General features: G+C 70.7%; 20 protein-coding genes. 7 read left to right on the forward strand and 13 right to left on the reverse strand.

Annotated elements, in window-relative coordinates; translation table 11 throughout:
- Positions 1–23: 23 nt before the first annotated feature.
- Complete coding sequence (locus tag I4J89_RS41665) at positions 24–527, reverse strand: VOC family protein (protein WP_196419737.1); 504 nt, start codon at positions 525–527, stop codon at positions 24–26.
- A gap of 835 nt (positions 528–1,362) precedes the next feature.
- On the opposite strand from I4J89_RS41665, the gene I4J89_RS41670 reads away from it, so the two are divergent.
- Entirely contained in the window at positions 1,363–3,813 is a 2,451-nt protein-coding gene (locus tag I4J89_RS41670) for a glycoside hydrolase family 94 protein (protein WP_196419738.1), read from the forward strand.
- Here I4J89_RS41670 and I4J89_RS41675 read toward each other — a convergent pair.
- Entirely contained in the window at positions 3,803–4,969 is a 1,167-nt protein-coding gene (locus I4J89_RS41675; protein WP_230860490.1) for an acyltransferase family protein, read from the reverse strand. The two genes, I4J89_RS41670 and I4J89_RS41675, sit on opposite strands and share 11 nt — an antisense overlap.
- Before the next feature lie 123 nt (positions 4,970–5,092).
- Between I4J89_RS41675 and I4J89_RS41680 the strand changes: the two genes are divergently transcribed.
- Together I4J89_RS41680 and I4J89_RS41685 are read left to right on the forward strand one after the other, a co-directional pair.
- Positions 5,093–6,331 carry a putative hexosyltransferase gene (locus tag I4J89_RS41680; RefSeq protein ID WP_230860491.1) on the forward strand — a complete coding sequence of 413 codons (1,239 nt, stop codon included), beginning with the start codon at positions 5,093–5,095 and terminating at the stop codon, positions 6,329–6,331.
- A 51-nt stretch (positions 6,332–6,382) separates the two neighbouring features.
- The gene (locus I4J89_RS41685) at positions 6,383–7,195 is read left to right on the forward strand and encodes a polyprenol monophosphomannose synthase (protein ID WP_196419739.1); all 813 of its coding nucleotides are present in this window, start codon (positions 6,383–6,385) and stop codon (positions 7,193–7,195) included.
- On the opposite strand, the gene I4J89_RS41690 is transcribed toward I4J89_RS41685, so the two are convergent.
- Entirely contained in the window at positions 7,196–7,966 is a 771-nt protein-coding gene (locus I4J89_RS41690; RefSeq protein WP_196419740.1) for a pectate lyase, read from the reverse strand.
- 158 nt (positions 7,967–8,124) lie between these two features.
- On the opposite strand from I4J89_RS41690, the gene I4J89_RS41695 reads away from it, so the two are divergent.
- Positions 8,125–9,450 (forward strand): type III secretion system chaperone family protein, encoded by a 1,326-nt coding sequence (locus I4J89_RS41695; RefSeq protein WP_196419741.1) that lies wholly within the window; start codon positions 8,125–8,127, stop codon positions 9,448–9,450.
- A gap of 22 nt (positions 9,451–9,472) precedes the next feature.
- Here I4J89_RS41695 and I4J89_RS41700 read toward each other — a convergent pair whose 3' ends face one another.
- The 5 genes from I4J89_RS41700 to I4J89_RS41720 are packed head-to-tail and all read right to left on the reverse strand — an operon-like array spanning position 9,473 to position 14,082.
- The gene (locus I4J89_RS41700; RefSeq protein WP_196419742.1) at positions 9,473–10,198 is read right to left on the reverse strand and encodes an SDR family NAD(P)-dependent oxidoreductase; all 726 of its coding nucleotides are present in this window, start codon (positions 10,196–10,198) and stop codon (positions 9,473–9,475) included.
- Positions 10,189–11,469, reverse strand: coding sequence for an enolase C-terminal domain-like protein (locus I4J89_RS41705; protein WP_309238706.1), 1,281 nt, complete (start codon positions 11,467–11,469; stop codon positions 10,189–10,191). The genes I4J89_RS41700 and I4J89_RS41705 overlap by 10 nt, the downstream gene beginning before the upstream one ends.
- Complete coding sequence (locus I4J89_RS41710) at positions 11,466–12,290, reverse strand: fumarylacetoacetate hydrolase family protein (protein WP_196419743.1); 825 nt, start codon at positions 12,288–12,290, stop codon at positions 11,466–11,468. The genes I4J89_RS41705 and I4J89_RS41710 overlap by 4 nt, the downstream gene beginning before the upstream one ends.
- Entirely contained in the window at positions 12,287–13,111 is an 825-nt protein-coding gene (locus I4J89_RS41715) for an amidohydrolase family protein (RefSeq protein ID WP_309238707.1), read from the reverse strand. Before I4J89_RS41715 ends, I4J89_RS41710 begins: the two co-directional genes overlap by 4 nt.
- The gene (locus I4J89_RS41720; RefSeq protein ID WP_309238708.1) at positions 13,108–14,082 is read right to left on the reverse strand and encodes an aldo/keto reductase; all 975 of its coding nucleotides are present in this window, start codon (positions 14,080–14,082) and stop codon (positions 13,108–13,110) included. Before I4J89_RS41720 ends, I4J89_RS41715 begins: the two co-directional genes overlap by 4 nt.
- Before the next feature lie 82 nt (positions 14,083–14,164).
- Between I4J89_RS41720 and I4J89_RS41725 the strand changes: the two genes are divergently transcribed.
- On the forward strand, positions 14,165–14,830 hold the full coding sequence (locus I4J89_RS41725) for a GntR family transcriptional regulator (RefSeq protein WP_196419744.1): 666 nt from the start codon (positions 14,165–14,167) through the stop codon (positions 14,828–14,830).
- On the opposite strand, the gene I4J89_RS41730 is transcribed toward I4J89_RS41725, so the two are convergent.
- Positions 14,810–15,772, reverse strand: coding sequence for a coiled-coil domain-containing protein (locus I4J89_RS41730; protein WP_196419745.1), 963 nt, complete (start codon positions 15,770–15,772; stop codon positions 14,810–14,812). The two genes, I4J89_RS41725 and I4J89_RS41730, sit on opposite strands and share 21 nt — an antisense overlap.
- A 130-nt stretch (positions 15,773–15,902) precedes the next feature.
- On the opposite strand from I4J89_RS41730, the gene I4J89_RS41735 reads away from it, so the two are divergent.
- Complete coding sequence (locus tag I4J89_RS41735) at positions 15,903–16,871, forward strand: hypothetical protein (RefSeq protein ID WP_196419746.1); 969 nt, start codon at positions 15,903–15,905, stop codon at positions 16,869–16,871.
- Between the two features lie 121 nt (positions 16,872–16,992).
- On the opposite strand, the gene I4J89_RS41740 is transcribed toward I4J89_RS41735, so the two are convergent.
- Together I4J89_RS41740 and I4J89_RS41745 are read right to left on the reverse strand one after the other, a co-directional pair.
- Positions 16,993–17,583 (reverse strand): pentapeptide repeat-containing protein, encoded by a 591-nt coding sequence (locus I4J89_RS41740; RefSeq protein ID WP_196419747.1) that lies wholly within the window; start codon positions 17,581–17,583, stop codon positions 16,993–16,995.
- A 30-nt stretch (positions 17,584–17,613) separates the two neighbouring features.
- The gene (locus I4J89_RS41745) at positions 17,614–18,414 is read right to left on the reverse strand and encodes an SDR family NAD(P)-dependent oxidoreductase (RefSeq protein ID WP_196419748.1); all 801 of its coding nucleotides are present in this window, start codon (positions 18,412–18,414) and stop codon (positions 17,614–17,616) included.
- Positions 18,415–18,479: 65 nt separating this feature from the next.
- Here I4J89_RS41745 and I4J89_RS41750 point away from each other — a divergent pair, with 65 nt between their 5' ends.
- A complete protein-coding gene (locus tag I4J89_RS41750) occupies positions 18,480–19,058 on the forward strand; it encodes a TetR family transcriptional regulator (protein ID WP_196419749.1) in 579 nt (192 codons plus the stop codon).
- 88 nt (positions 19,059–19,146) lie between these two features.
- On the opposite strand, the gene I4J89_RS41755 is transcribed toward I4J89_RS41750, so the two are convergent.
- Together I4J89_RS41755 and I4J89_RS41760 are read right to left on the reverse strand one after the other, a co-directional pair.
- Positions 19,147–20,103, reverse strand: a complete 957-nt coding sequence (locus I4J89_RS41755) for a TIGR03885 family FMN-dependent LLM class oxidoreductase (RefSeq protein WP_196419750.1) — start codon at positions 20,101–20,103, stop codon at positions 19,147–19,149.
- 18 nt (positions 20,104–20,121) lie between these two features.
- Positions 20,122–21,276: a monooxygenase gene (locus I4J89_RS41760; RefSeq protein WP_196419751.1), complete on the reverse strand. Its 1,155-nt coding sequence runs from the start codon at positions 21,274–21,276 to the stop codon at positions 20,122–20,124.
- Positions 21,277–21,375 lie beyond the last annotated feature (99 nt).

The raw sequence follows: 21,375 nt of genomic DNA on the forward strand, positions 1-21,375 counted from the left end.
CGGCTCCTGGCGCGCCTGTGCGGTCAGAGGACCTTGGTGCCGTACATCTCGCCCAGCGGGTCGGCGATGAGTTCGATGCGGGCGCCGTCCGGATCCTGGAAGTAGACGGACACCCCGCTGTGCACGGTGTGCTCGACGCCGGCCTCGCTCAGCCGGGCGACGAGTTCGTCCCAGCGTTGCGGGTCCACCGAGATGGCCATGTGGTGCAGCCCGCCGAGGACCTCCGCGTAGGGGCCCAGGTCCAGCCCGGGCAGGTCGAAGAAGGCGAGGAGGTTGCCGTTGCCGATGTCGAAGAAGAAATGCGATGAGCCGGGGTAGTCGCGGTTCTCGATCAGCTCGGTGAGCGGAAAGCCGAGCAGGTCCTGATAGAAGCGGACGGTCTGTTCGACATCGCTGCTGATCAGGGCGGTGTGATGCAGGCCGCGGGCGGTGCTGGACGGCCGGTCGCCGACCGGTCGCAGGTAGGCGTCGCGGATGCGGTGGCGTGCGGCCTCAAGGGCGGCGAGATCGGTCTGAGTGTCACCCATTCCCGGATCTTGCCTGGTCGCCGCCTGGGGCGGGGCGAAGTCGAGCACGTTAGTCAGCACCCGGCAATAACGGCAGCGCCCCCAACGGGTGCCGGCACCCGAGACGACGGCCGCATTCAGGGCGCGTCCTACGGCGGGCCGGGGTGCGCTCGTGCCGCTGCGTGCTCTCTGCGCACCTGCGCTCTGCGCCCTGCCCTGCTCTCTGCGCACCTGCCTACCCGCGCTCTGCGCGCCTCGATCTCTGCGCACCTGTGCACCTGCGCTCCGCGCCCAGCCCTCTGCCCGCTCCTTCGCTCGCCTGCGCCCCGCGGCCCACGCCCGCGCCCCACGCCCGCGCCCCACGCCCGCGCCCTGCGGCCCGCGCCGCCCACGCCTGCGCCCCGCGTCGCCCACGCCTGCGCCTCGCGCCGCCCCACGCCTGCGCCCCGCACCCACGCCGCCGGCGTTCCGTGCCCCCGCGCCCACCTTCCGTACTCGCCCCGCTCCATCGCGCGATCAATCGCCGCTTCGGGTGCTCGGGTGACCGCCGGGCGGGGTGCCGTGCCGCGGTGGGCGCGCTTTCTGCGTACGCCGCCGGGTTTGCGTGGGCACATGCCGCGCCGCCGCCGGTGTGCCTTGCGCGGCCGTCTGCCTGGGCCGAGCTGCAGCGCTGCAAGCTTGTTGCCGGAATCGGACGGCCCTGTTACGAGGCGGGGCCGAAAGTTTCGGTGGTAATGACCTGATCGATGGGTCCGGAAAGCGCTCCCAGTCGGTAAAATGGTCGATCTATGGGAGCGCTCCCATAGCCGGACCGGCACGGTGTCGGGCCGGCCCACCCGCCACCGGGGAGGACCTTTTGCGCTACGGGCACTTCGACGACGATCAGCGCGAGTACGTGATCGGGCAGCCGGACACGCCGCTGCCCTGGATCAACTACCTCGGCACCGACGCCTATTTCGGCATCGTCTCCAACACCGGGGGTGGGTACTCGTTCTACCGTGACGCCCGGCTGCGCCGGCTGACCCGGTACCGCTACAACAACGCACCGCTCGACGTGGGCGGGCGCTACGTCTACGTCCGCGACGACGCCACCGGTGACTACTGGTCGCCGTCGTGGCAGCCGACGCCTGAGCGGGAGCTCGACGACTACGAGTGCCGGCACGGGCTGTCCTACACCAGGATCGCGTCGGCACGCGGTGGCATTCGTGCCGAGACGCTCTACTTCGCTCCGCTTGGCGAGACCCTCGAGGTCTGGCGGGTCCGGGTGACCAACGACCGCGACTCGGCGGCCGAATTGTCCCTCTTCTCGTCGATCGAGTTCTGCCTCTGGGACGCGCAGGACGACGCCACCAACTACCAGCGCAACTTCTCGACCGGGCAGGTCGAGGTGGTCGACGGGGTGATCTACCACAAGACCGAGTACCGGGAGCGGCGTGACCATTTCGCCTACTTCGCCTGCTCCGAGCCGCTGGCCGGGTTCGATACGCAGCGGGAGGCGTTCCTCGGCGCGTACCGGGGATGGGATCGGCCGGCCGCGGTCGAGCGTGGCGCCGCCTCCGACTCGATCGCGCACGGCTGGCAGCCGATCGGCAGCCACCACGTGCGGCTGACGCTCGCGCCGGGGGAGACCCGCGAGGTGAACTTCCTGCTGGGGTACGCGGAGAATCCGCGTGACGACAAGTTCGACCCGCCGGGCTCACAGACGTTGAACAAGACCCGGGTCCGGCCGGTCATCGAGCGCTGGCTGCGGCCGGAGACCGTCGAGAAGGGGTACGCGGATCTCCGCGCGTACTGGGACGCACTGCTCGGCGGGCTGCGGGTACGGACCCCGGACCAGGACACCGACCGCATGGTCAACGTGTGGAACGCGTACCAGTGTCTGGTCACCTTCAACATGAGCCGGTCCGCGTCGGGCTACGAGTCCGGCATCGGCCGCGGCATGGGTTTCCGCGACTCCAATCAGGACCTGCTCGGCTTCGTGCACATGGTTCCGGAGCGGGCCCGGGAGCGGATCCTGGACATCGCCGCCACCCAGAAGCCGACCGGCGGGGCGTACCACCAGTATCAGCCGCTGACCAAGCGCGGGAACAACGACATCGGCGAGGGCTTCAACGACGATCCGCTGTGGCTGATCCTCGGCGTCGCGGCGTACCTGAAGGAGACCGGTGACCTGGCGCTGCTCGACGTGCCGGTGCCGTTCGACAACGAGCCGGGCAGCGAGGTCCCGCTCTACGAGCACCTGCGCCGCTCGCTGCGCTACACGCTGGAGCGGCTCGGCCCGCACGGGCTGCCGCTGATCGGGCGCGCCGACTGGAACGACTGCCTCAACCTGAACTGCTTCTCGGACACCCCGGGTGAGCCGTTCCAGACCACCGAGAACGCCAGCGGTGGCGTCGCCGAGTCGGTCTTCATCGCCGGGCAGTTCGTGCTCGCCGCCAAGGAGCTCGCCGGGATCGCCCGGCTGCTCGAACGCGACGGTGAGGAGGTCTTCTACCGGGCCGCCGCGGAGAAGATGGCCGGCAGCATCGCCGAGCACGGCTGGGACGGCGCGTGGTTCCGCCGGGCGTACGACTTCTACGGCAACGTGATCGGCTCGGGGGAGAACGACGAGGGGCAGATCTTCATCGAGCCGCAGGGCATGTGCATCCTCGGTGGGGTCGGTATCGAGGACGGCCTGGCCCAGCGTGCGCTGGACAGCGTGGCGGAGCGGCTCGCCACCCCGCACGGCATCGTGCTCCAGCAGCCGGCGTACTCGAGCTATCGCATCGAGCTCGGCGAGATCTCCTCGTACCCGCCGGGCTACAAGGAGAACGCCGGGATCTTCTGCCACACCAACCCGTGGATCATGATCGCCGAGGCGATCGTGGGCAACGGCGACCGCGCCTTCGACTACTACCGGCGGCTCAACCCGTCCGCCCGGGAGGAGATCAGCGAGGTGCACCGCTGTGAGCCGTACGTCTACGCCCAGATGATCGCCGGCAAGGACGCGCCGACACACGGCGAGGCGAAGAACTCCTGGCTCTCCGGCACCGCCGCGTGGAACTTCGTCGCGATCACCCAGTGGATCCTCGGCGTCCGCCCCGACTTCGATGGCCTGCGCATCGACCCGGTGCTGCCCGCCGATTGGCCGGGCTTCGAGGTGACCCGGTCGTTCCGCGGTGCCACCTACGAGATCACCGTGCGTCGCGCGGAAGGCGCGACCAGCCGGGTCACCGAGGTGCTGGTGGACGGTGTGCCGGTGCCCGGCAACCTGGTGCCGGCCGCCGCGCCCGGCACCACGGTACGGGTCGAAGCCGTTATCGGCTGACCGCGGAGTGAGGTTGTCGGCGGCTGTCACGGGGAGCCGCCGACGCCTGCTCCAGTTTCCGCTTGAGGACGCGTGCCAGCGGTTTCTCGATCAGCCGGTGCAGCAGCCAGGCGGCGCCCAGCATCACCAGGATCACGAAGGCCAGCGTCAGCAGGCGGGGACGCACGTCCTGCATGGCGTGGATGATGGTCAGCCCGATGTGCTGGTGCAGCAGGTAGAACGGGTAGGTCAGCGCGCCGGCCACGGTGAGCCAGCGCCATTGGACGCGCGACGACCAGCCCAGGGCGACGGCACCGAGCAGGACGAAGAAGAGCGTGACGATCAGCATGCCGACGGTCAGCGACATCGGCCGGTGCAGGGCCTTGGCCTCGTAGGCGACCCGCGCCACCAGCATGTGCATGGCCATCGCCCACGACAACGCGACCAGACCCCAGATCCGGATGTCCGACCCGAACCGGTGGATCAGGTAGAACGCGATGCCGGCCACGAAGTACGGCGCATAGGTCGGCTGGAACACGGTGGTGAGCAGTGGTTCCTTGACGTTGACCGTGATGACGGCGACGACCAGCCAGCCGTAGGCGAACCAGAGCACCCGCTCCAGGGTCAGGCCGTACCAGACCAAGAGGCCGAAGAGCAGGTAGAACCGGGCCTCGGCCCACAGTGTCCAGTACGACAGGTCCGCGGACGGCACCTTGAGCGGCTCGTTGAGCATGGTCAGGTTGACCACCAGCTGGTTCACGGTGATCGGATCCCGCGCGACCGGCCAGAGCATCACCACGGCGGCACTGATCAGCACCGCCGGCCAGTAGGCGGGGAAGAGCCGGACCACGCGGGACCGGGCGAACGCTCCGGCGGTGCGGCCCCAGCAGCTCATGCAGATGACGAACCCGCTGATCATGAAGAACAGCTCGACGCCCAGCCAGCCCCACGACGTGATGTGGATCAGGCGGGGGAAGACCACCGCCTTGGCGCCGGTGCCCCAGGAGTCCGCGAGGTTGAGACCGGTGAAATGGAACAGCGCCACCATCAGCGCCGCCATCAACCGCAGCCCGTCGATGACGGCGAGCCGACCGGTCCGGCGCGGTTGCGCGGGAAGGCGAACGGTCGCCTCCAGGTCGGCGGCTACCTCCCGCGCGGGGTGTCGCATCGTCGTCATGGCGGGCCACGATACCGGGCGCGGTCCCGCTCACCTGCCGCTCCTGCGGCTGATCGCCACCTGCCCGACCAGACCAGTACACTCCGTCGACCGAAGTTGTCTCGGGTTTTGAGGAGCCCCCGGATGTCGGATCCGCAGTCCGCGAGCGCGGCTGAGCAGACCGTCGTGCTGACACGACCGGCTGCCATTCCCGCGCAACGGCGCGGCGAAGGGCAGTCGCCGCCCGCGCCGTCGCAAGAGCGGGCGGTGGCGAAGATCACCATGCGCGCGGCGTGGCCGGCGATCGCCTGGTACGCCGCCTTGCGTGGGATCAGCCTGCTGGTCCTCTGGCTGGCCGCCTCGGACCAGAACCGGAGCCTGCTGACCATCCTCGGCAAGTACGACGCCATCTGGTACGCCCGGATCGTCACGAACGGCTACGACCACGTCATTCCCCTCAAGCCGGACGGCGGCCTGGCCACCACCAACCTCGCCTTCTTCCCGCTCTATCCCGGATTGACGGCCCTGGCCGACTTCGTCCTCCCCGGTGGTGCCCGCACCGCCGGTATCGCGGTCGCCTGGCTGGCGGGCCTCGCGGCCGCGTGGGGCCTGTACGCGCTCGGCGCCCACCTGCGAGACCGCCGAACCGGTGTGATCCTCGCGGCGCTCTGGGCGGTCGTCCCCCATGGACTCGTGCAGTCCATGGGCTACACCGAGACGCTCTTCACCGCGCTCGCCGCCTGGTCGCTGTTCGCGCTGCTGCGGGGCCACTGGGTCACGGCCGGTCTGCTCTGCACTCTGGCGGGTCTGACCCGGCCGACCGGTGCCGCGCTGGTGGCCACGGTGGGACTAGCCGCTCTGATCGCCGTGGTCCGCCGCCGGGACGGCTGGCGCCCGTGGGCCGCGGGAGCGCTCGCACCGCTCGGCCTGCTCGGCTTCGTCGCCTGGGTGGGGCACCGGCTTGGCCGGGCCGACGGCTACTTCCACGTGCAGAACGACGCCTGGAAGATGTCGTACGACACCGGCGCGTTCACGCTCAAGACCGTGTATTCCGGCCTGACCAAGGCCATGCCGCTGGCGTTCTACGTCACCATGCTGATTCTCGTCATCGCCGTCGCCCTGCTGGCCGTCCTGGCGTTCGACCGGGCGCCGTGGCCGCTCGTGCTCTACGCGGGACTGGTCGTGGCGATGGTGTTCTTCGGCGACGGCTACTTCCACGCCAAGGCCCGGCTGCTGCTGCCCGCGTTTCCGCTGCTGTTGCCGATCGCGTTCGCCCTGGCCGGTGCGCGCCGCCGGGTCACCGTGGTGGTTCTCGCGGCGATGACCGCCGTCTCGGCCGCCTACGGGGTGTACCTCGCCATCGCCTGGACGTATTCCCCGTAGCCCGTCGGGGCAAGAGTGCAGACATCAACGTCGGACGATTTCGGAGGAACGGTGCGCGCGGCGGAAGGCTACCCGGGAGTGGGGCGTGTCCTCGTCGTCATCCCGACGTACAACGAGGCGGACAACGTGCGGGCGATCGTCGGGCGGGTGCGCCGGTCGGTTCCCGAGGCCGACGTCCTGATCGCCGACGACGCCTCGCCGGACGGCACCGGCGCGATCGCCGATGAGCTGGCCCTCGCCGATGATCACCTCCTGGTGCTGCACCGGGCCGGCAAGGAAGGCTTGGGCGCGGCCTACAAGGCCGGTTTCGCTCTGGCGAAGGACAAGGGGTACGACGCGGTCGTCGAGATGGACGCGGACGGCTCGCACGCTCCGGAGGAACTGCCCCGGCTGCTCGACGCGCTCGGCGACCACGACGTGGTGATGGGCGCCCGCTACATTTCGGGCGGCAGTGTGCACAACTGGCCGGTTCATCGGTTGCTGCTGTCGCGGGGCGGCAACATCTACATCCGGACCGCGCTGGGCATGCCGTTCACGGACGCGACGGGTGGTTACCGGGCGTACCGGATCGGGGTGCTGGACGAGATCGACGTGGCGACCATCGCCTCCACCGGGTACTCGTTCCAGGTGGAGATGGCATGGCGGGCGTACCGGCAGGGTTTCCGGATGGTCGAGGTGCCGATCACGTTCACCGAGCGCGAGCACGGTGTCAGCAAGATGAGTGGCAACGTCTTCAAGGAACAGCTGCTCAGGGTCACTCTGTGGGGCTTGCAAGCACGCAGGGAGAGCCTGGTCGAGCTGCTGACGGGCGGTGAGCGGACACCCGCGGAGGACGGTTCCGCGGGTGTCCGGGCCCGGGGGTGACTACGGTCCGGTCACTCCGGTCGCGATGCAGCTCGTGCCGTCCGGCCCTTCGCCGATCTTGGTGGGCTCGTCGCCGGTGTCGTTGCCCTCGAACAGGTCGCACAGTCCGATGTCGTCGCCGACCAGCGTGACGCCGTCGATGGTCAGCCGGTCACCGAGGTTGACGTTGATGCCGGCCAGGGTGTCACCCGGTGCGGTGGCGGTGATGTCCTCCATGGTGACGATGCGTGCCGCCTGGGTGGAACAGTTCCCGCACGACCGGTAGAGCTTGCCGAAGTCGGAGACCTCGAAGTTCCGGATCGTCACCGACCCGCCCGCACCCCGGTTGTCCTGGAACACCTTGTCGTCCGCGGCCGCCGCGCTGCCGCCCTCGATCACCACAGTCGCGTTCGTGCCGCGGAAGGTGGCGGCGTCCTCGCCGACGTCCTCCCAGTGCACGCCGCTGAGCGTGCAGCTTCCGGCGCAGTGCACACCGTCCGCGGCCGGGCTGCCCAGGATCACGTTGCGCAGGGTGGCACCCGCGGCCAGCCGGAACAGCGGATCCTGCCCCTCGTCCTGGCCGCCGTCGCCGAGCGCGCCACCGCCGACGAACCGCTGGTTGCCGCCGTCGAACACGCCGCTCACCTCGATCGTCTCGGTGACGACCTGCTCACCGGTCGCCGGCGGTACCTCCGCGGCGGCGAAGTTCGAGAAGACCATCGCGGCTGCCGCACCGGCCGCGACGATCGCCGCGGCGATCACCTTGCCTCTGGCTTGCTGGAATCCGCTCATACTGTGCCTTTCCCTAGCAGGGCGCCTGAAGGCGATGTCTGGGGAGTAGCACGTAATCAGGAGGAAAGCGGTTTCCTCTCGATCCGGTCTTAAGGCAGATTTAAGGACGCCAATGGATGGGGTGCGCTTCCCGCCGCGATGATCGCTATTGTGCCCGCATGGTCGATTCCCCGGTGCGAGTCTCCGACAACGCCTTCACCGTCGCCGGACTGACCGCGGTGTTCTCCGCGATCGCCGCGTTCTGCCTGCCGGGATGGCCAAGCGTCGCCCTCCTCGCGGTGGCCGTCGCGGCACTGTCCTATCTGGTCTACGGCGCGGTGCAGCGCGGTGACGTCGCGACCCGGGCGCTGGCGCTGCTGTGTGTCGTGGGCACCCTGCTGGCGACCGGAGTCGGGTTCGGTCTGGCGATGCGCCGGCTCGACCCGGACCTCTACCGCCGGGCCGCCGGGACGCAGGTGGTCGCGCAGGTGACACAGGAGTGCGAGTACGCCGACGGGCGCCGGCGCGGCGCGAAGACGAACAACGCCACCTGCAAGAACGCCACCTGGACGGCGAACGGCCGGCCGGTCGTGGGCAGCGTCGAGGTACGCGCACAGGACATACCCGGTTCCGGCGGGCCGTTCCAGGTGACCGCCTGGGCGCTGGGGGAGCACGCCAGCGCCGAGTCTCGGGCCGACCGCTACCCCGCCTGGCTGCCGCCGCTGATGACGGCGCCCTGGTGGCTGCTGGTCGTCGGCCTCGCGCTGGCGTTCGGCGCCCCGGCCGCCGCCCGCCGTCTGCCGGGACGCCCCGACCTGCGGGAGCGGTCCAAGGAATCGTCGCCGCTCCGCACGTATCGGCGGCCCCTGCTCGGAATCGCGGCCGGCGCCTTGGCTCTGACCGGTTCCGTCCAGCTGATCAGCGGCGGGCGTACGGTGCTGGGCGGCCTGCTCGCGGCGGTCTCCGCCCTGGTCCTGCTGACCTACGCCGGCAAGCTCGTCTCGGTCCGGCGTACCCGGCTCGGGCGTGCCCGGCTGGCGTCCCGCCACGGCTGGGACTTTCGCGAGGTGGACCCGGGACTGCCGCAGGAGCTGGGGATCGCCGCGTTCGCCGACGCCCGGCCGGGCGCCACGTCGGTGGTGTCCGGTGTCCGCGAGGGCGTGGACTTTCTCGTTCTCGACTACCGGGACAAGGCGGGTCACCTGGAAACGGTCCTGCTGGTGCGGCTGGCCACGCCGGTACCCGGACCGGCCTTCATGGTCAACCGGGGCCGGCTGACCGGTGAGGGCGTTCCGCTCGAGGTGCAGGTGCGCTTCGACCCGGACGTGCTGCGCCGGATCAGCGAGGCGAACCAGACGGCGGTCTACGTGGACGGCGGATGGATCCGCGCGCTCAACCGGGACTTCCTCAGCCCGGGCCAGGCCCGGATCGTGCAGCGTCTCGACGCCCTGATCGCGGCCGGCGCGATCATCGACGCGACCGCCCCGGCCGAACGGAACATCTGAGACGCCAGGTCAGAAAGGCAGGTCAGCGCGGCAGGCGCAGGCCGGACAGGCCGCCGTCCACGGCGAGGGACATGCCGGTGGTCGCGCCCGACGCCGGCCCGGCCAGGTACAACACCGCCGCGGCCACCTCGTCCGCGGTCACCAGCCGGCCGGTCGGCTGCCGCGCCGCCAGCTGAGCCTTCGCACCTTCAGGATCATCGGTACGCGCCAGCAGTCGCGCCACCCAAGGCGTATCCACGGTCCCCGGCGCCACGCAGCACACCCGGATCCCCTCGCTGACCAGGTCCGCCGCCATCGCCAGGGTGAGCGCGTGCACCGCGCCCTTGGACGCTGAGTAGAGCGCCCGCTGCACCAGCCCGGCCGTGGCGACGATCGACGACAGGTTGATGATCACCGCGTGGTCGCTGCGGCGCAGATAGGGCAGGGCCGCGCTGCTGGCCCGCGCCACACCCGTGACGTTCACGTCGAGGACCCGGGCCCACTCCTCGTCGTCGTTGCCCTCGACCGGGCCGACCGAACCGATCCCGGCGCTGTTCACCAGGATGTCGATCCCGCCATGGGTGTTCGCCAGCTCCGCCATCGCGGCTTGCAGGGACGCGCGGTCGCGTACATCTGCTTTGAAATCGGCCTGTGGCGAGATGTCCAGGGTGCCCACCTTCGCGCCCGCCGCCGCGAAGCGTGCGGCGCAGGCGGCGCCGATGCCCGAAGCGCCGCCGGTGATCGCCACGACCCGCCCGTTCAGTTCCATGCCGCCCCCTCGGGGTAGGAGTACCGGACCAGCGACTCCGGCTTGATCCGGGTGGAGAAGCCGGGCGCCGACGGCAGCCGGTACGCACCGCGCTCCACGACGACCGGATCGGTGAAGTGCTCGTGCAGGTGGTCGACGTACTCGATGACCCGGTCGTCGAGCCGGCCGGAGACCGCGATGTAGTCGAAGTAGGAGAGATGCTGGACCGCCTCGCAGAGCCCGACCCCGCCGGCGTGCGGGCAGACCGGCTTGCCGAACTTCGCGGCCAGCAGCAGGATCGCGATGTTCTCGTTGACCCCGGCCACCCGGCACGCGTCCAGTTGCACGACGTCGATCGCGTCGGCCTGGAGCAGCTGCTTGAAGACGACCCGGTTGGCGACGTGTTCGCCGGTGGCGACGCGGATGCCGGATCCCGCCAGCGCCCGGCGGATGGTGGCGTGCCCGAGGATGTCGTCGGGGCTGGTCGGCTCCTCGATCCACCACGGGTGGTAGGCGGCCAGTTCGCCCATCCATGCGATCGCCTCGGGCACGTCCCAGCGCTGGTTCGCGTCGACCGCGATCCGGACGTCCGGACCGACCGCGGCTCGGGCGAGCGCGAGCCGGCGTACGTCATCGGCTCGGTCCGCGCCCACCTTGAGCTTTATCAAGCGGAAGCCGTCGGCGACCGCCTGGCGTGCCAGGCGGTCGATCTTCTCGTCGGAGTAGCCCAGCCAGCCGGCCGAGGTGGTGTATGCCGGATAACCGTGCTCTTCCAGGGTCTTCGCCCGTTGGGTGCGGCCGGCCTGCGCGGAGGCGAGGATGTCGACGGCCTCAGCGGGCGTGAGGGCATCACTGAGGTAGCGCCAATCGACGAGCTCAACGAGGCTTTCGGGCGACATTTCGGATAAGAGTTGCCAGAGTGGCTTGCCGGCCCGCCGGGCATGCAGGTCCCAAGCGGCGTTGATCATGGCGCCGGCGGCCAGGTGCATGACGCCCTTCTCCGGCCCCAGCCAGCGGATCTGCGAATCATGGGTGAGCCGTCGCGCGAATTCGCCGAGATCATCGACGGTGTGACCGGTGACGAACGGCGCGAGCGCGTCCAGCGCCGCCCGGACCACCTCGTTGCCCCGGCCGATGGTGAAGGTGAAGCCGTGCCCCTCGGCGCCGTCCTCGGTCCGCAGCACCACATATGCCGCCGAATAGTCCGGATCCGGATTCATCGCGTCCGAGCCGTCCAGCTCCCGTGACGTCGGAAAGCGGATGTCGTAGGTGCCGACCTCCGCGATCTTCACCCCTTCACCACGCAACGCTGGCGGCCCAGCCCGTCGATCTCCATCTCCACCACGTCGCCGGCCCGCAGGTACGGGTACCGGCCGGACAACGCCACCCCCTCCGGAGTCCCGGTGTTGATCAGATCGCCCGGCTCCAGAACCGTGAACTGGGACAGGTGCCAGATCAGGAACCCGACGTCGAAGATCATGTCGGCCGTGGTGGAGTCCTGCCGCGGCGATCCGTCCACCCAGGACCGCAACCGCAGCGGGAACTCCACCTCGTCCGGGGTGACCAGCCACGGCCCGAGCGGGTTGAACGTCTCGCACGACTTGCCCTTCGACCACTGCCCGCCGGACCGATCCAGCTGGTAGTCCCGCTCCGAGACGTCGTTGGAGATCACGAACCCGGCGACGTGCTCCAGCGCCTCATCGGGGGAGGAGAGGTACCGGGCGGTACGGCCGATCACCACGCCCAGCTCCACCTCCCAGTCGGTGCGGACCGAGTCGGGCGGGAGCAGGATGTCGTCCTCCGGGCCGATCACCGTGTTCGGCGCCTTGTAGAAGACGATCGGCTCCTTCGGCGGTGCCGAGCCCGACTCGGCGGCGTGCGCGGCGTAGTTCTGCCCGATGCAGAGCACCACGCCCGGCCGGGCGATCGGGGGACCGATCCGGCTGCCGTCCACCCCGGCGGGTGGCAGGTCCGCCGGGTCACCGCGGAACCCGCCCGCGGCCAGGAAGGCACCGTCGATGTCGCGGGTTACCCCGGACAGATCGAGCAGGGCCCCGTCGGCGTACAGCACCGGCCGCTCGGCGCCGGGCGGGCCGACTCGCAGGTACCTCATGGCAGCTCCAATCCGTAGACACGGGCGGCGGTGCCGCCGAAGACGTTGCCGGGCCGGCCGCCGAGGATCACGGTCAGGGCGTCGACGACCTGCTCGTAGGTGGCGACCAGCTCGCACACCGGCCAGTCGGAGCCGAACATCAGCCGGTCCGGGCCGAAGAGGTCGAGCGCGGTCTCCACGTACGGCCGCAGTGCCGCCACGGTCCAACTCGGACCGGCCTCGGTGACCAGACCGGACAGCTTGGCGACCACGTTCTCCCGGGCGGCGAGCGGCGTGATCAGCCGGCGCCAGCGGTCCAGCTCGTCGGCCGCGATCGGCGGCTTGCCGAGATGGTCGAGAACGAACCGGGCCTCCGGCAGGGCGGCCACCACCCGCTCGGTGGCGGGCAGCTGCTCGGCCCGGATCACCAGCTCGTTGACCAGGCCGGCGGCGGCGACCCGGGTGACCCCGGCGCGAACCTCCGGCCGGTCGAGCACGTCGTCCGGACCGGCCTGGATCTGATCGCGGATGCCGACGAGCAGGTGGCCGCCCTTCCCCGCCCGGTGACCGGCGATGACGTTGGCCAGATCGGGTCCGGCCAGCGAGGCGTAGCCGACCACACCGGCGATCTCCGGGGTGGCGTCGGCGAGGGCCAGGAACTCGGTCGTCTCCGCGTCGGTGCAGCGGGCCGCCTCGACCAGCACGGTGCGGTGCACCCCGGTGGCGGCCAGGTGCGGGCGCAGGTCCTCGATGGTGTAGTCGCGCCGGAGCCGTTCCAGGGCCGGGTCGGCCAGCCAGAAGTAGTCCGACGTCCAGAAGTGCTGATGCGCGTCGATGATCACGGCAGCGGCACCTCCGGGTCGAGCAGCCAGGCGGCGGCCAGGTCCCGCCAGAGCCCGCCGGGGATCTTCACGGCCGCCATCGCTGCGGCGTCGGCGACCTCGTCCGGCGAGCGCATGCCGACCAGCACGGCCGCTACCGCGGGATGCCCGAAGGGGAACTGCAGCGCGGCTGCCCGCAGCGGTACGCCGTACCGCTCGCACACCCGGGCCATCGCCTGCGCCCTGGCGATCACCTCCGGTGGCGCCGCGCGGTAGTCGAACGTCGCGCCCGGCCGGGGATCGGCGAGCACCCCGGAGTTGTAGACCCCGCCGACGATCACCGAGATCCCCCGGCGCTCACACTCCGGCAGCAGGTCGGCGAGACCGGACTGATCCAGCAGCGAATACCGCCCGGCGAGCAGAAAACAGTCGAACTGCCCGGTACGCGCGAACTCGGTGAGCATCGCCGACTGGTTCATCCCGGCCGACACCGCGCCGATCGCACCCTCCCGCCGCAACTCCACGAGCGCGGGCAGCGCTTCCGCCACCGCCTCGGCGTAATGCTCGTCCGGGTCGTGCAGGTGCAGCAGATCCACCCGGTCCAGGCCGAGCCGGTCGAGGCTCTCCCGGTGCGAGGCGCGTACGCCGTCGGCGGAGAAGTCCCACAGCGGGCCCGCGTCGCCGGACTCGGACCAGACTCCCGGCTGCTCGGCGCCGGCGACGAGGCGCCGTCCGACCTTCGTGGACATCGTGAACTGGTCGCGGTCGCACTCGCGCAGCGCCTGCCCGGCCCGCCGCTCGGAGAGGCCCGACCCGTAGAACGGCGCGGTGTCGAAGAACCGCACCCCGTGCTCCCAGGCCGTGTCGACCGCCTTGATCGCGGTCCCGTCACCGACCGGGGAGTAGAGCCCACCGATCGGAGCCAGGCCCATGCCGAGCCGGGTGACCGTGACGCCGGACTGACCGAGGGGCACTCTTGCGAACGGGTCCACGCGGGATTCCTTTCGTAGATCCTATAGGATCCACGACACTGTTTAACGCCTGTCGATGTCTGCGTCAACCCGGAGGGTAACGATGTCGACACCTATCCGCCGCTCCGTGCTGAGTGACGACGTACACGAGTCGCTCAAGTCGCTCATCCTCGAGCACCGGCTCGCGCCGGAGGCCCGGCTCAACATCGACGCCCTCGCCCGGGAACTGCGGGTCTCACCCACCCCCGTCCGGGAGGCGCTGGCCCGCCTGGAATCCGAAGGCCTGGTACGCAAGCGGCCGCTCGCCGGCTACACGGTGAGCCCGCTGCTCACTCGCGACGAGTTCAACGACATGTTCGACATGCGGATGGTCCTGGAAGGCGCGTCCGCCCGCTGGGCGGCCCGGCGCGCGGACCCCGCCGCACGGAAGCGGCTCCTCGGCGAGGCGGCGATGACGTACGAGCTCGACGAACCCGACGCCACCGGACACCGCTCACACGCGTCGTTCACCGCGCTGGACGCCCGCTTCCACGACTGCGTGGCGGCCGCTGCCGCGAATCCGCTGCTCCGTGACGCGATCACCCGGCTCCACGCGCATCTGCACATCCACCGGCTGTACTTCCCGTATGCCGAGACCGCGTCGACCGGCCAGGAGCACCGGCGCGTGGCGGTGGCGGTGCAGGCCGCCGACCCGGACGCCGCCGAGGCCGCCATGCACGAACACCTCGCCGCGGCGCGGCTGCGCCACCTACGCGTCTTCGACACCTGAGCCGAGCAGCTTCGCGCGCTCGGCTTCGATCGTCCGGAGCTCGGCGCGGCGCTCCGAGAGCTGGGCGGCGAGCGAGGTACGGAGATCGCGTACCCGTACGGCCGCCCGGCCCACCTGCGCCAGCCCTTCGTCGATCCGGGAACGTACGTCCAGGTCGGTGAAGATGTTGTCGAAGAACACGTCGACGAGTCGCGTCGTGTCGCCGACTTCCGGACCGGCCGGCGTGCCGAGGTCGCCGGCGCCCAGCTCGTCACGCAGCGCCCTCAGCAGGCGTTCCGCGCCGGCCAGGTGTCCTGCCGCCTCGTCCATCCGCTCGTGCTTGACGTGGCTGCTCACCGCACCGCCGCCGAGGAACGTGTCCACGCTGGACCAGCCGTCCGCCGACTCCAGCAGCTCGTTCGCCTCGCGCAGTGCCTCCGCGGCCCGGCCCGCGATCGATGCCAGCCACTGGAGCCGGTGCAGGTCCGCCCGTACCTCCTCGCGTTCCGCGGCCAGCCCGGCCAGCCGGCGCCCCGGGCCGTCACCGGCCTCGCGCAGCCGGCGCTCCCGCTCGGCCAGCGCCGCTGCGTAAGTGGCCGGCGCGGTCGACGTGGCCTCGAGCCGGGCGGTCACCTGCGCGAGCTGCGAATGCAGGACGTCCAGCCGATTGTGTGCCTCGGCCACCCGCTCGCGGGCCTGCTCTGCCTCGCCGAGCTCCTTCTCCAGGCTGCGACCGTGTACGCCGCGCAGAGTGGCCAGGACGCGACCCACCGAGAACCCCTCGAGGCGGCCGACGTCCTGCTCCTCGGCGGCCAGCCGGCTGCGCAGCTCGTTCAGCTCACCGGTGACCTGGGTGATCGCCGCGGTGATGCCGGCCCGGCGCGGGCCGAGCTGCTCGCGTTCCCGCAGCGCCGCCGCCAGGCGGGCGATCTTCGCATCGAGATCCTCTTCCGGTGCGTCCATAGCTTGAGGAAAGCTCAGTCGCGCAAGAACCGGCGCGCACCTGGACCGGACGCTGGCGCCGTAAAAGGTTCGACGCTCGCCGATGTGGTCGCGGTAGGCTCGCCGCACCCGCAGGCCCTGGAAAGGTGACATGTCCGCAAGCCCTTACTGGCCGCACGATCCGTACCGTCAGGCCCGCATCGCACTTCAGCACGGCGACGCCGCGCCCGCACTCGCCCTGCTCGCCGCCTCGCGAGGCGACGCCACGGCTCGCATCCACGCGATCTGCTGGCTGGTCGACGGCGTGGTGCCGCGGCTGCCGCTGCTGGAGAGCCTGCTCGGCCGGGACCCGTGGAACCCCGACCTCTGGCTGCTCGTCGGCGCGGTCCAGCAGGAGGCCGCCTGGGATGCCCGCGGTGCCGCCCGCATCTCGGACACCAGCGCCGACCAGATCCGCGGCCTGCGGCACCATATGACCCGGGCCCGCGAGTCGCTGCGCCGGGCAGCCGAGTTGCTGCCGGACGACCCGGCGCCCTGGTTCGAGCTGATGTCCTGCGCCATGGCCGCCCAGACCTATCCGGGCGAGCCGCACGACATGTGGAAGGAACTCGTGCAGCGCGGCGGCGACGTCTCCTATCAGGCGAACCGGCTGCGCCTGGTCTCCATCACCGCGAAGTGGCACGGCAGCGAGGCCGAATGCTTCGCCTTCGCCCGGGAACGCACCCAGGGCCTGCCGCTCGGCCATCCGCTGTACGCGCTGATCCCGCTCGCGTACGTGGAGGCGTACGTGGAGTTGTGCAGCGCGGACCGGGTGCTGACCCGGGTCTGGGCCGTGCTGCGCTACCTCAGCAAGCGCACGGTGCGCGCGGAGATCGACGAGGCCTCGGACCGGCTGCTCTCCGGCGCCGCCGCGTTCGCCGCCCACCCCGCCTCGCCGGAGGCGCACCAGGCGTTCGCCTGCGTCTACGCCGACAACGGCGATCTCGAACGGGCCCGCTGGCATCTGGAACGCAGCGGCGACGAGGCGACCTGGCCGTGGACCTACTTCGGCGACAAGGACGAACGCTTCGACCGTGCCCGCGAGCGTGCCGGCCTGCCACCCCGCCACCGCCCAGCCTGACCCGGCCCGCACCGCGAGTCCAGCCGGCCGGCTCCGGCGCTGGCCGCCGCGTACCGGCTCGCCGCGCGACGGGCACTCCTGGAGCGGTCAGGCCGGACCTTGACCGCGGAAGATGTCCCGACTAGTCGCGGATCTGCAGGCCCAGCGCCATCGCCACGCTGACCGCCTGGTCGACCGTGATGATGGCGTTGCGCAGCTCGGCCGTGGCCGGGTCCAGTGCGGACAGGTCGGTGCCGCGCAGGTCGCAACCGGTGAAGTCGACCGCGGTCAGGGTGGCGCCGGACAGGTCCAGGTCGCGCATGGTGCCGCCGTGACAGCGGGCGCCGGTCAGGTCGGCCTCGCGCATGCGGACGCCGGTCAGGGTGGCGCTGCTCAGGTCGGCGCGGGGCAGGGACGTGAACGACCAGTCGCCGCCCTCGACGGTCATGATGTCGAAGGTGCAGCGCTCGAAACCGCTGCCGACCATCTTGCAGTTGGTGAAGGTGGCGTCGAAGAAAGTGCAGTTCACGAACGTGCAGTTCAGGAACGCCACGTCGATCTGACGGGAGCAGTTGAGCCGGGCGTCGCGGAAGGTGCACCCGGAGAACTCGACGCCCTCCAGATCGGTCTCGCAGAGGTCCAGGTCGAGGAACGTCACCCCCTCGTGGCTGCGCCGCTCGGAAGCGCCCGCGTCCCAGTCCCGGGTGGTCACGTAGCTCGTCGTCTCCGCCATGCCGGTCAGCCTAGGCGTCACCACCGACATTCAGCGGCGGCTGCCGGCGGACATCATCGCGCCGATGGCGGCTGTGGTGATCCGGCGGCCGGCCAGCCTGCTCGCGCCGATCATCAATCGGTTGGCGCGGCCGGTCACCAGGCTCGCCGGCGGGTTGCGCCGGTCCAGGGCCGTCATCGCGAGGCCGACCACGTGCTCGGCGCTCATCCGCCGGGTGCCGCCGTCGGCGCCCTGGCCGGCGACGTCGAAGAACTCGGTCTGGGTGGCGCCGGGGGAGAGGGCCATGACCCGCAGGCCGGTGCCGCGTGACTCGTACCAGAGCGCTTCGGTGAAGCTGAGCACGAAGGCTTTGGTGGCGGCGTAGACGGCGAGGGTGGGGCCGGGCTGATAGGCCGCGATGCTCGCCACGTTGACCAGGACGCCGGTGCCGCGGCTGCGCAGCGGCTCGATGAACGCCCGGCTGATCTCGGTCAGGCTGGTGACGTTGAGGGTGATCTCGTCGGTGATCCGCTGCGGGTCGGCCTCGTGGAACAGCCGGTGCGTGCCGAAGCCGGCGTTGTTGATCAGGCTGCTGATCTCGATGCCGTGCTCGGCGACGGCGGCCGCGAGCTTGGCGCCCGCACCCGGCACCGCAAGGTCCATCGCGATCGGCGTGACGCTCACCCCGTGCGCGGTGGACAGCGAGGTGGCGAGCGACTCCAGCCGGTCGCCGCGCCGGGCGACGAGCACCAGGTGGGAGCCGCGGGCAGCGAGCCGGCGGGCGAACTCGGCGCCGAGCCCGGAGCTGGCGCCGGTGATCAGGGTGGTCTGGTTGCGATAGTCGACGGCCATGAATGACACGCTATGCCGATCTGGCACTGAGTGTCAATCAGGCATGACGTGTTAATCTGACCCGCATGACGCTCTGGTCCCGGACCCGCACCGCCGTCTACGGCGAGATCACCCGGACCGCGATGGAGCTCTTCCTGGAGCGCGGCTTCGAGGCCACCACCATCGACGACATCGCTGCCGCGGCCGGCATCTCCCGGCGCTCGTTCTTCCGCTACTTCGGCACGAAGGAGGACGTCGTCCTCGGCGACCTGGTCGCCCGCGGCGAGCTGATCAGGGACGCGTTCGAGGCGCGACCGGAGTCCGAGGACCCGTGGACCGCGCTGCTCGGCGCGCTGCACAGCGTCAAGGACGCCGCGGACGAGACCGATGCGGAGATGCTCAAGGTCTTCAAAATGGTCCATCAGACCCCGTCGCTGCGCGCACGCAGCATCGAGAAACACCTGCAATGGCAGGCACTGCTCACCCCAGAGGTCCGCCGCCGGCTGGGCGCGGATCCGGCAGACCCCTTTGATGTACGGGCGGAAGCGCTCGTCGCCACCGTCCTGACCTGCCTCGACGTGGCCGGTGAGGCCTGGGCCCGCGGTGACGGGGCGGTCCCGCTCGAGGGGCTGTTCGACGCGGCGGCCGCGGCCGTCAGAGGGTGACCACCTGCCCGGGCCCGGCGGTCGCGCTGGGGCCGGGCCGGGCAGACGATCGCGTGGTAGTCAGGGGACTTTCGTCATCCGTACCGAATCATCGCAATGCGGGCAGGACCTTAGCGCCGAAGGTCTCCACGAACGGGCCCAGGTTCTGGCCGACGTGATGCAGGTAGATGCGGTCGAAGCCGAGCGCGGCGTAGCCGCGGAGCCAGGCGATGTGGCGTTCCAGATCGGCGGAGACGTTGACGCTCTCGGCCACCAGAGCGACCGTGACGTTCTCGGAGACCACGTCGAACTCCTCGGCCGTGGCGAGGTCCCAGCAGACCGGCGGCTTGAAGATGTTGCTGCGCCACTGGTGCAGGGCGATCTCCTCGGCCTCCGCCTGGGTCGGCGCCCAGCTCAGGTGCACCTGGAGGCAGATCGGGCCGCGGCCGCCGGCGTCCCGGTATGCCGAGATCATCTCGCGCAGGTGCTCCTCCGGCGCGTTGACGGTGACCAGGCCGTCGGCCCACTCCGCGCACCAGCGGGCGGTCTTCGTGCTGACCGCGGCGCCGATCAGCGGCGGGGTGACCTCGGGCCGGGTCCAGAGCCGCGCCCGGTCGACGGTGATCAGGCCGTCGCGGGACACCTCCTCACCGGCGAGCAGGTCGCGGATGACGTCGACGCACTCGCGCAGGCGGGCGTTGCGGACCTCCTTGCGTGGCCACTTCCCGCCGGTGATGTGTTCGTTGCTGAACTCGCCGGTGCCCAGCGCGGTCCAGAACCGGCCGGGGTACATCGCGCCCAGCGTGCCGATCGCCTGCGCGATGATCGCCGGATGGTAACGCTGCCCGGGCGCGTTCACCACGCCGAACGACAGGTTGGTGGCCTGTAGCGCGGCACCCAGCCAGGACCAGGCGAAACCCGACTGGCCCTGGCGGTTGCTCCACGGTGAGAAGTGGTCGGAGCACATCGCGGCGTCAAAGCCGGCGCGCTCGGCGGCGATCACCGCCTCGAGGAGGGCGCCGGGTGGGATCTGCTCGTGCGAGGCGTGAATGCCGTACTCGGTCATGGCCGTACAGGTACCCGCCTAGCTCTCCGACATCACCATGATGCCGAGACACATCTCGTCGCTGGTCCCCTCGCCCCACACCACGTAGCGCGACGGCAGGCTCTTGAGCTGCGGCAGCTTGCCGCGCAGGGTGGCGTCGTGGGTGCAGGTCACCCGGACCACGTCGTCCTTGGCCACCTTGATCGGCTTCGCCAGGGGTACGAGCGCCTGGTTGTCGAAGTCGTATTGCGGCACGTCGAGGACGGTCTGCGCCTTCGGCGTACCCGGGTTGAGCTCGACCTTGATCGAGCGGCCGAGCAGGTGCATGTGGCCCGCCGCCATGTGGATGGTCCCGGCTCCTTCGGCCGGCTGGTCGCAGCTCTGCGTGTTGCCCGGCTTCGGCTTGCCGCCGCTGCACCACTGGACGAGCTGCTGGACGGTCTCGCCCGACTCGGCGCCGAAGCGTTTCGCCACGTCGGCGACGGCGGTCTCGCGGTCACAGAGCGGACCGGTGCCGCCGGGCTCGCAGGGCAGCTCGATCGGGGCCATCGCCAGCGCCGTCTGAAGCGGCTTGAGCTTGGCGTCGCCGTCGGCCAGGCGCATCTGCATGCCGGACCGGTCGCTGGTGGCGACGCCGTCGCCGGCGCCGAGCAGGTTGTAGTGCACCTGCATGACCAGCTTGCTGCCGGGCGGCATCGCGAAGCCGTAACCGTCCGGCATCAGGGTCTCGCCGGCACCCGGTACCCAGTGCGCCACCCAGGCGGTCTGGCCCTGCACGCCGGTGTCGCCGAAGCAGGTCCAGCCCTCGCCGGGTGTCTCGGTGTCGACCTGCGCGGCGGCCTGCGCCTGCTCCGGGTCGAGCCGGTAGAAGATCGCGTGGTGGACGATCGCCGCGTTCTGCGGCAGGAACCGGCTGCCGGTCAGGTACGCGGGTTCGGTGAGTTTCGGGTCGACCAGGAAGCACCGGTACTCGTCGGTGCCGCCGTTGGGCGCGGCCGGCGTGTACGGCTGGCTGAGTCCGATGTCGGCGAAGCGCTCCCCGCCACGTAACGGGTTGGACGGCGGTGCCGAACCGGAGCTGTGTGAACCGTGCGGGCCGGCGCTCGGTGCGGCCTCCGGCTCGGCGGGCGGGTCGTTGGCGCATCCCGCGATGAGCAGTAGGACGGTGAGTGTACCGACGATTCTCGATCTCATGACGGCCTCCCCGGGGTCAGGTGTCGAGAGGCGCCAATCATCCCAAGGGTGCCGTCGGCGGCCATCCGTGACGACCCGGATATAGACCCCCAAGGGGTG

The organism is Actinoplanes aureus (genome assembly GCF_015704865.1).
GTDB lineage: Bacteria > Actinomycetota > Actinomycetes > Mycobacteriales > Micromonosporaceae > Actinoplanes > Actinoplanes aureus.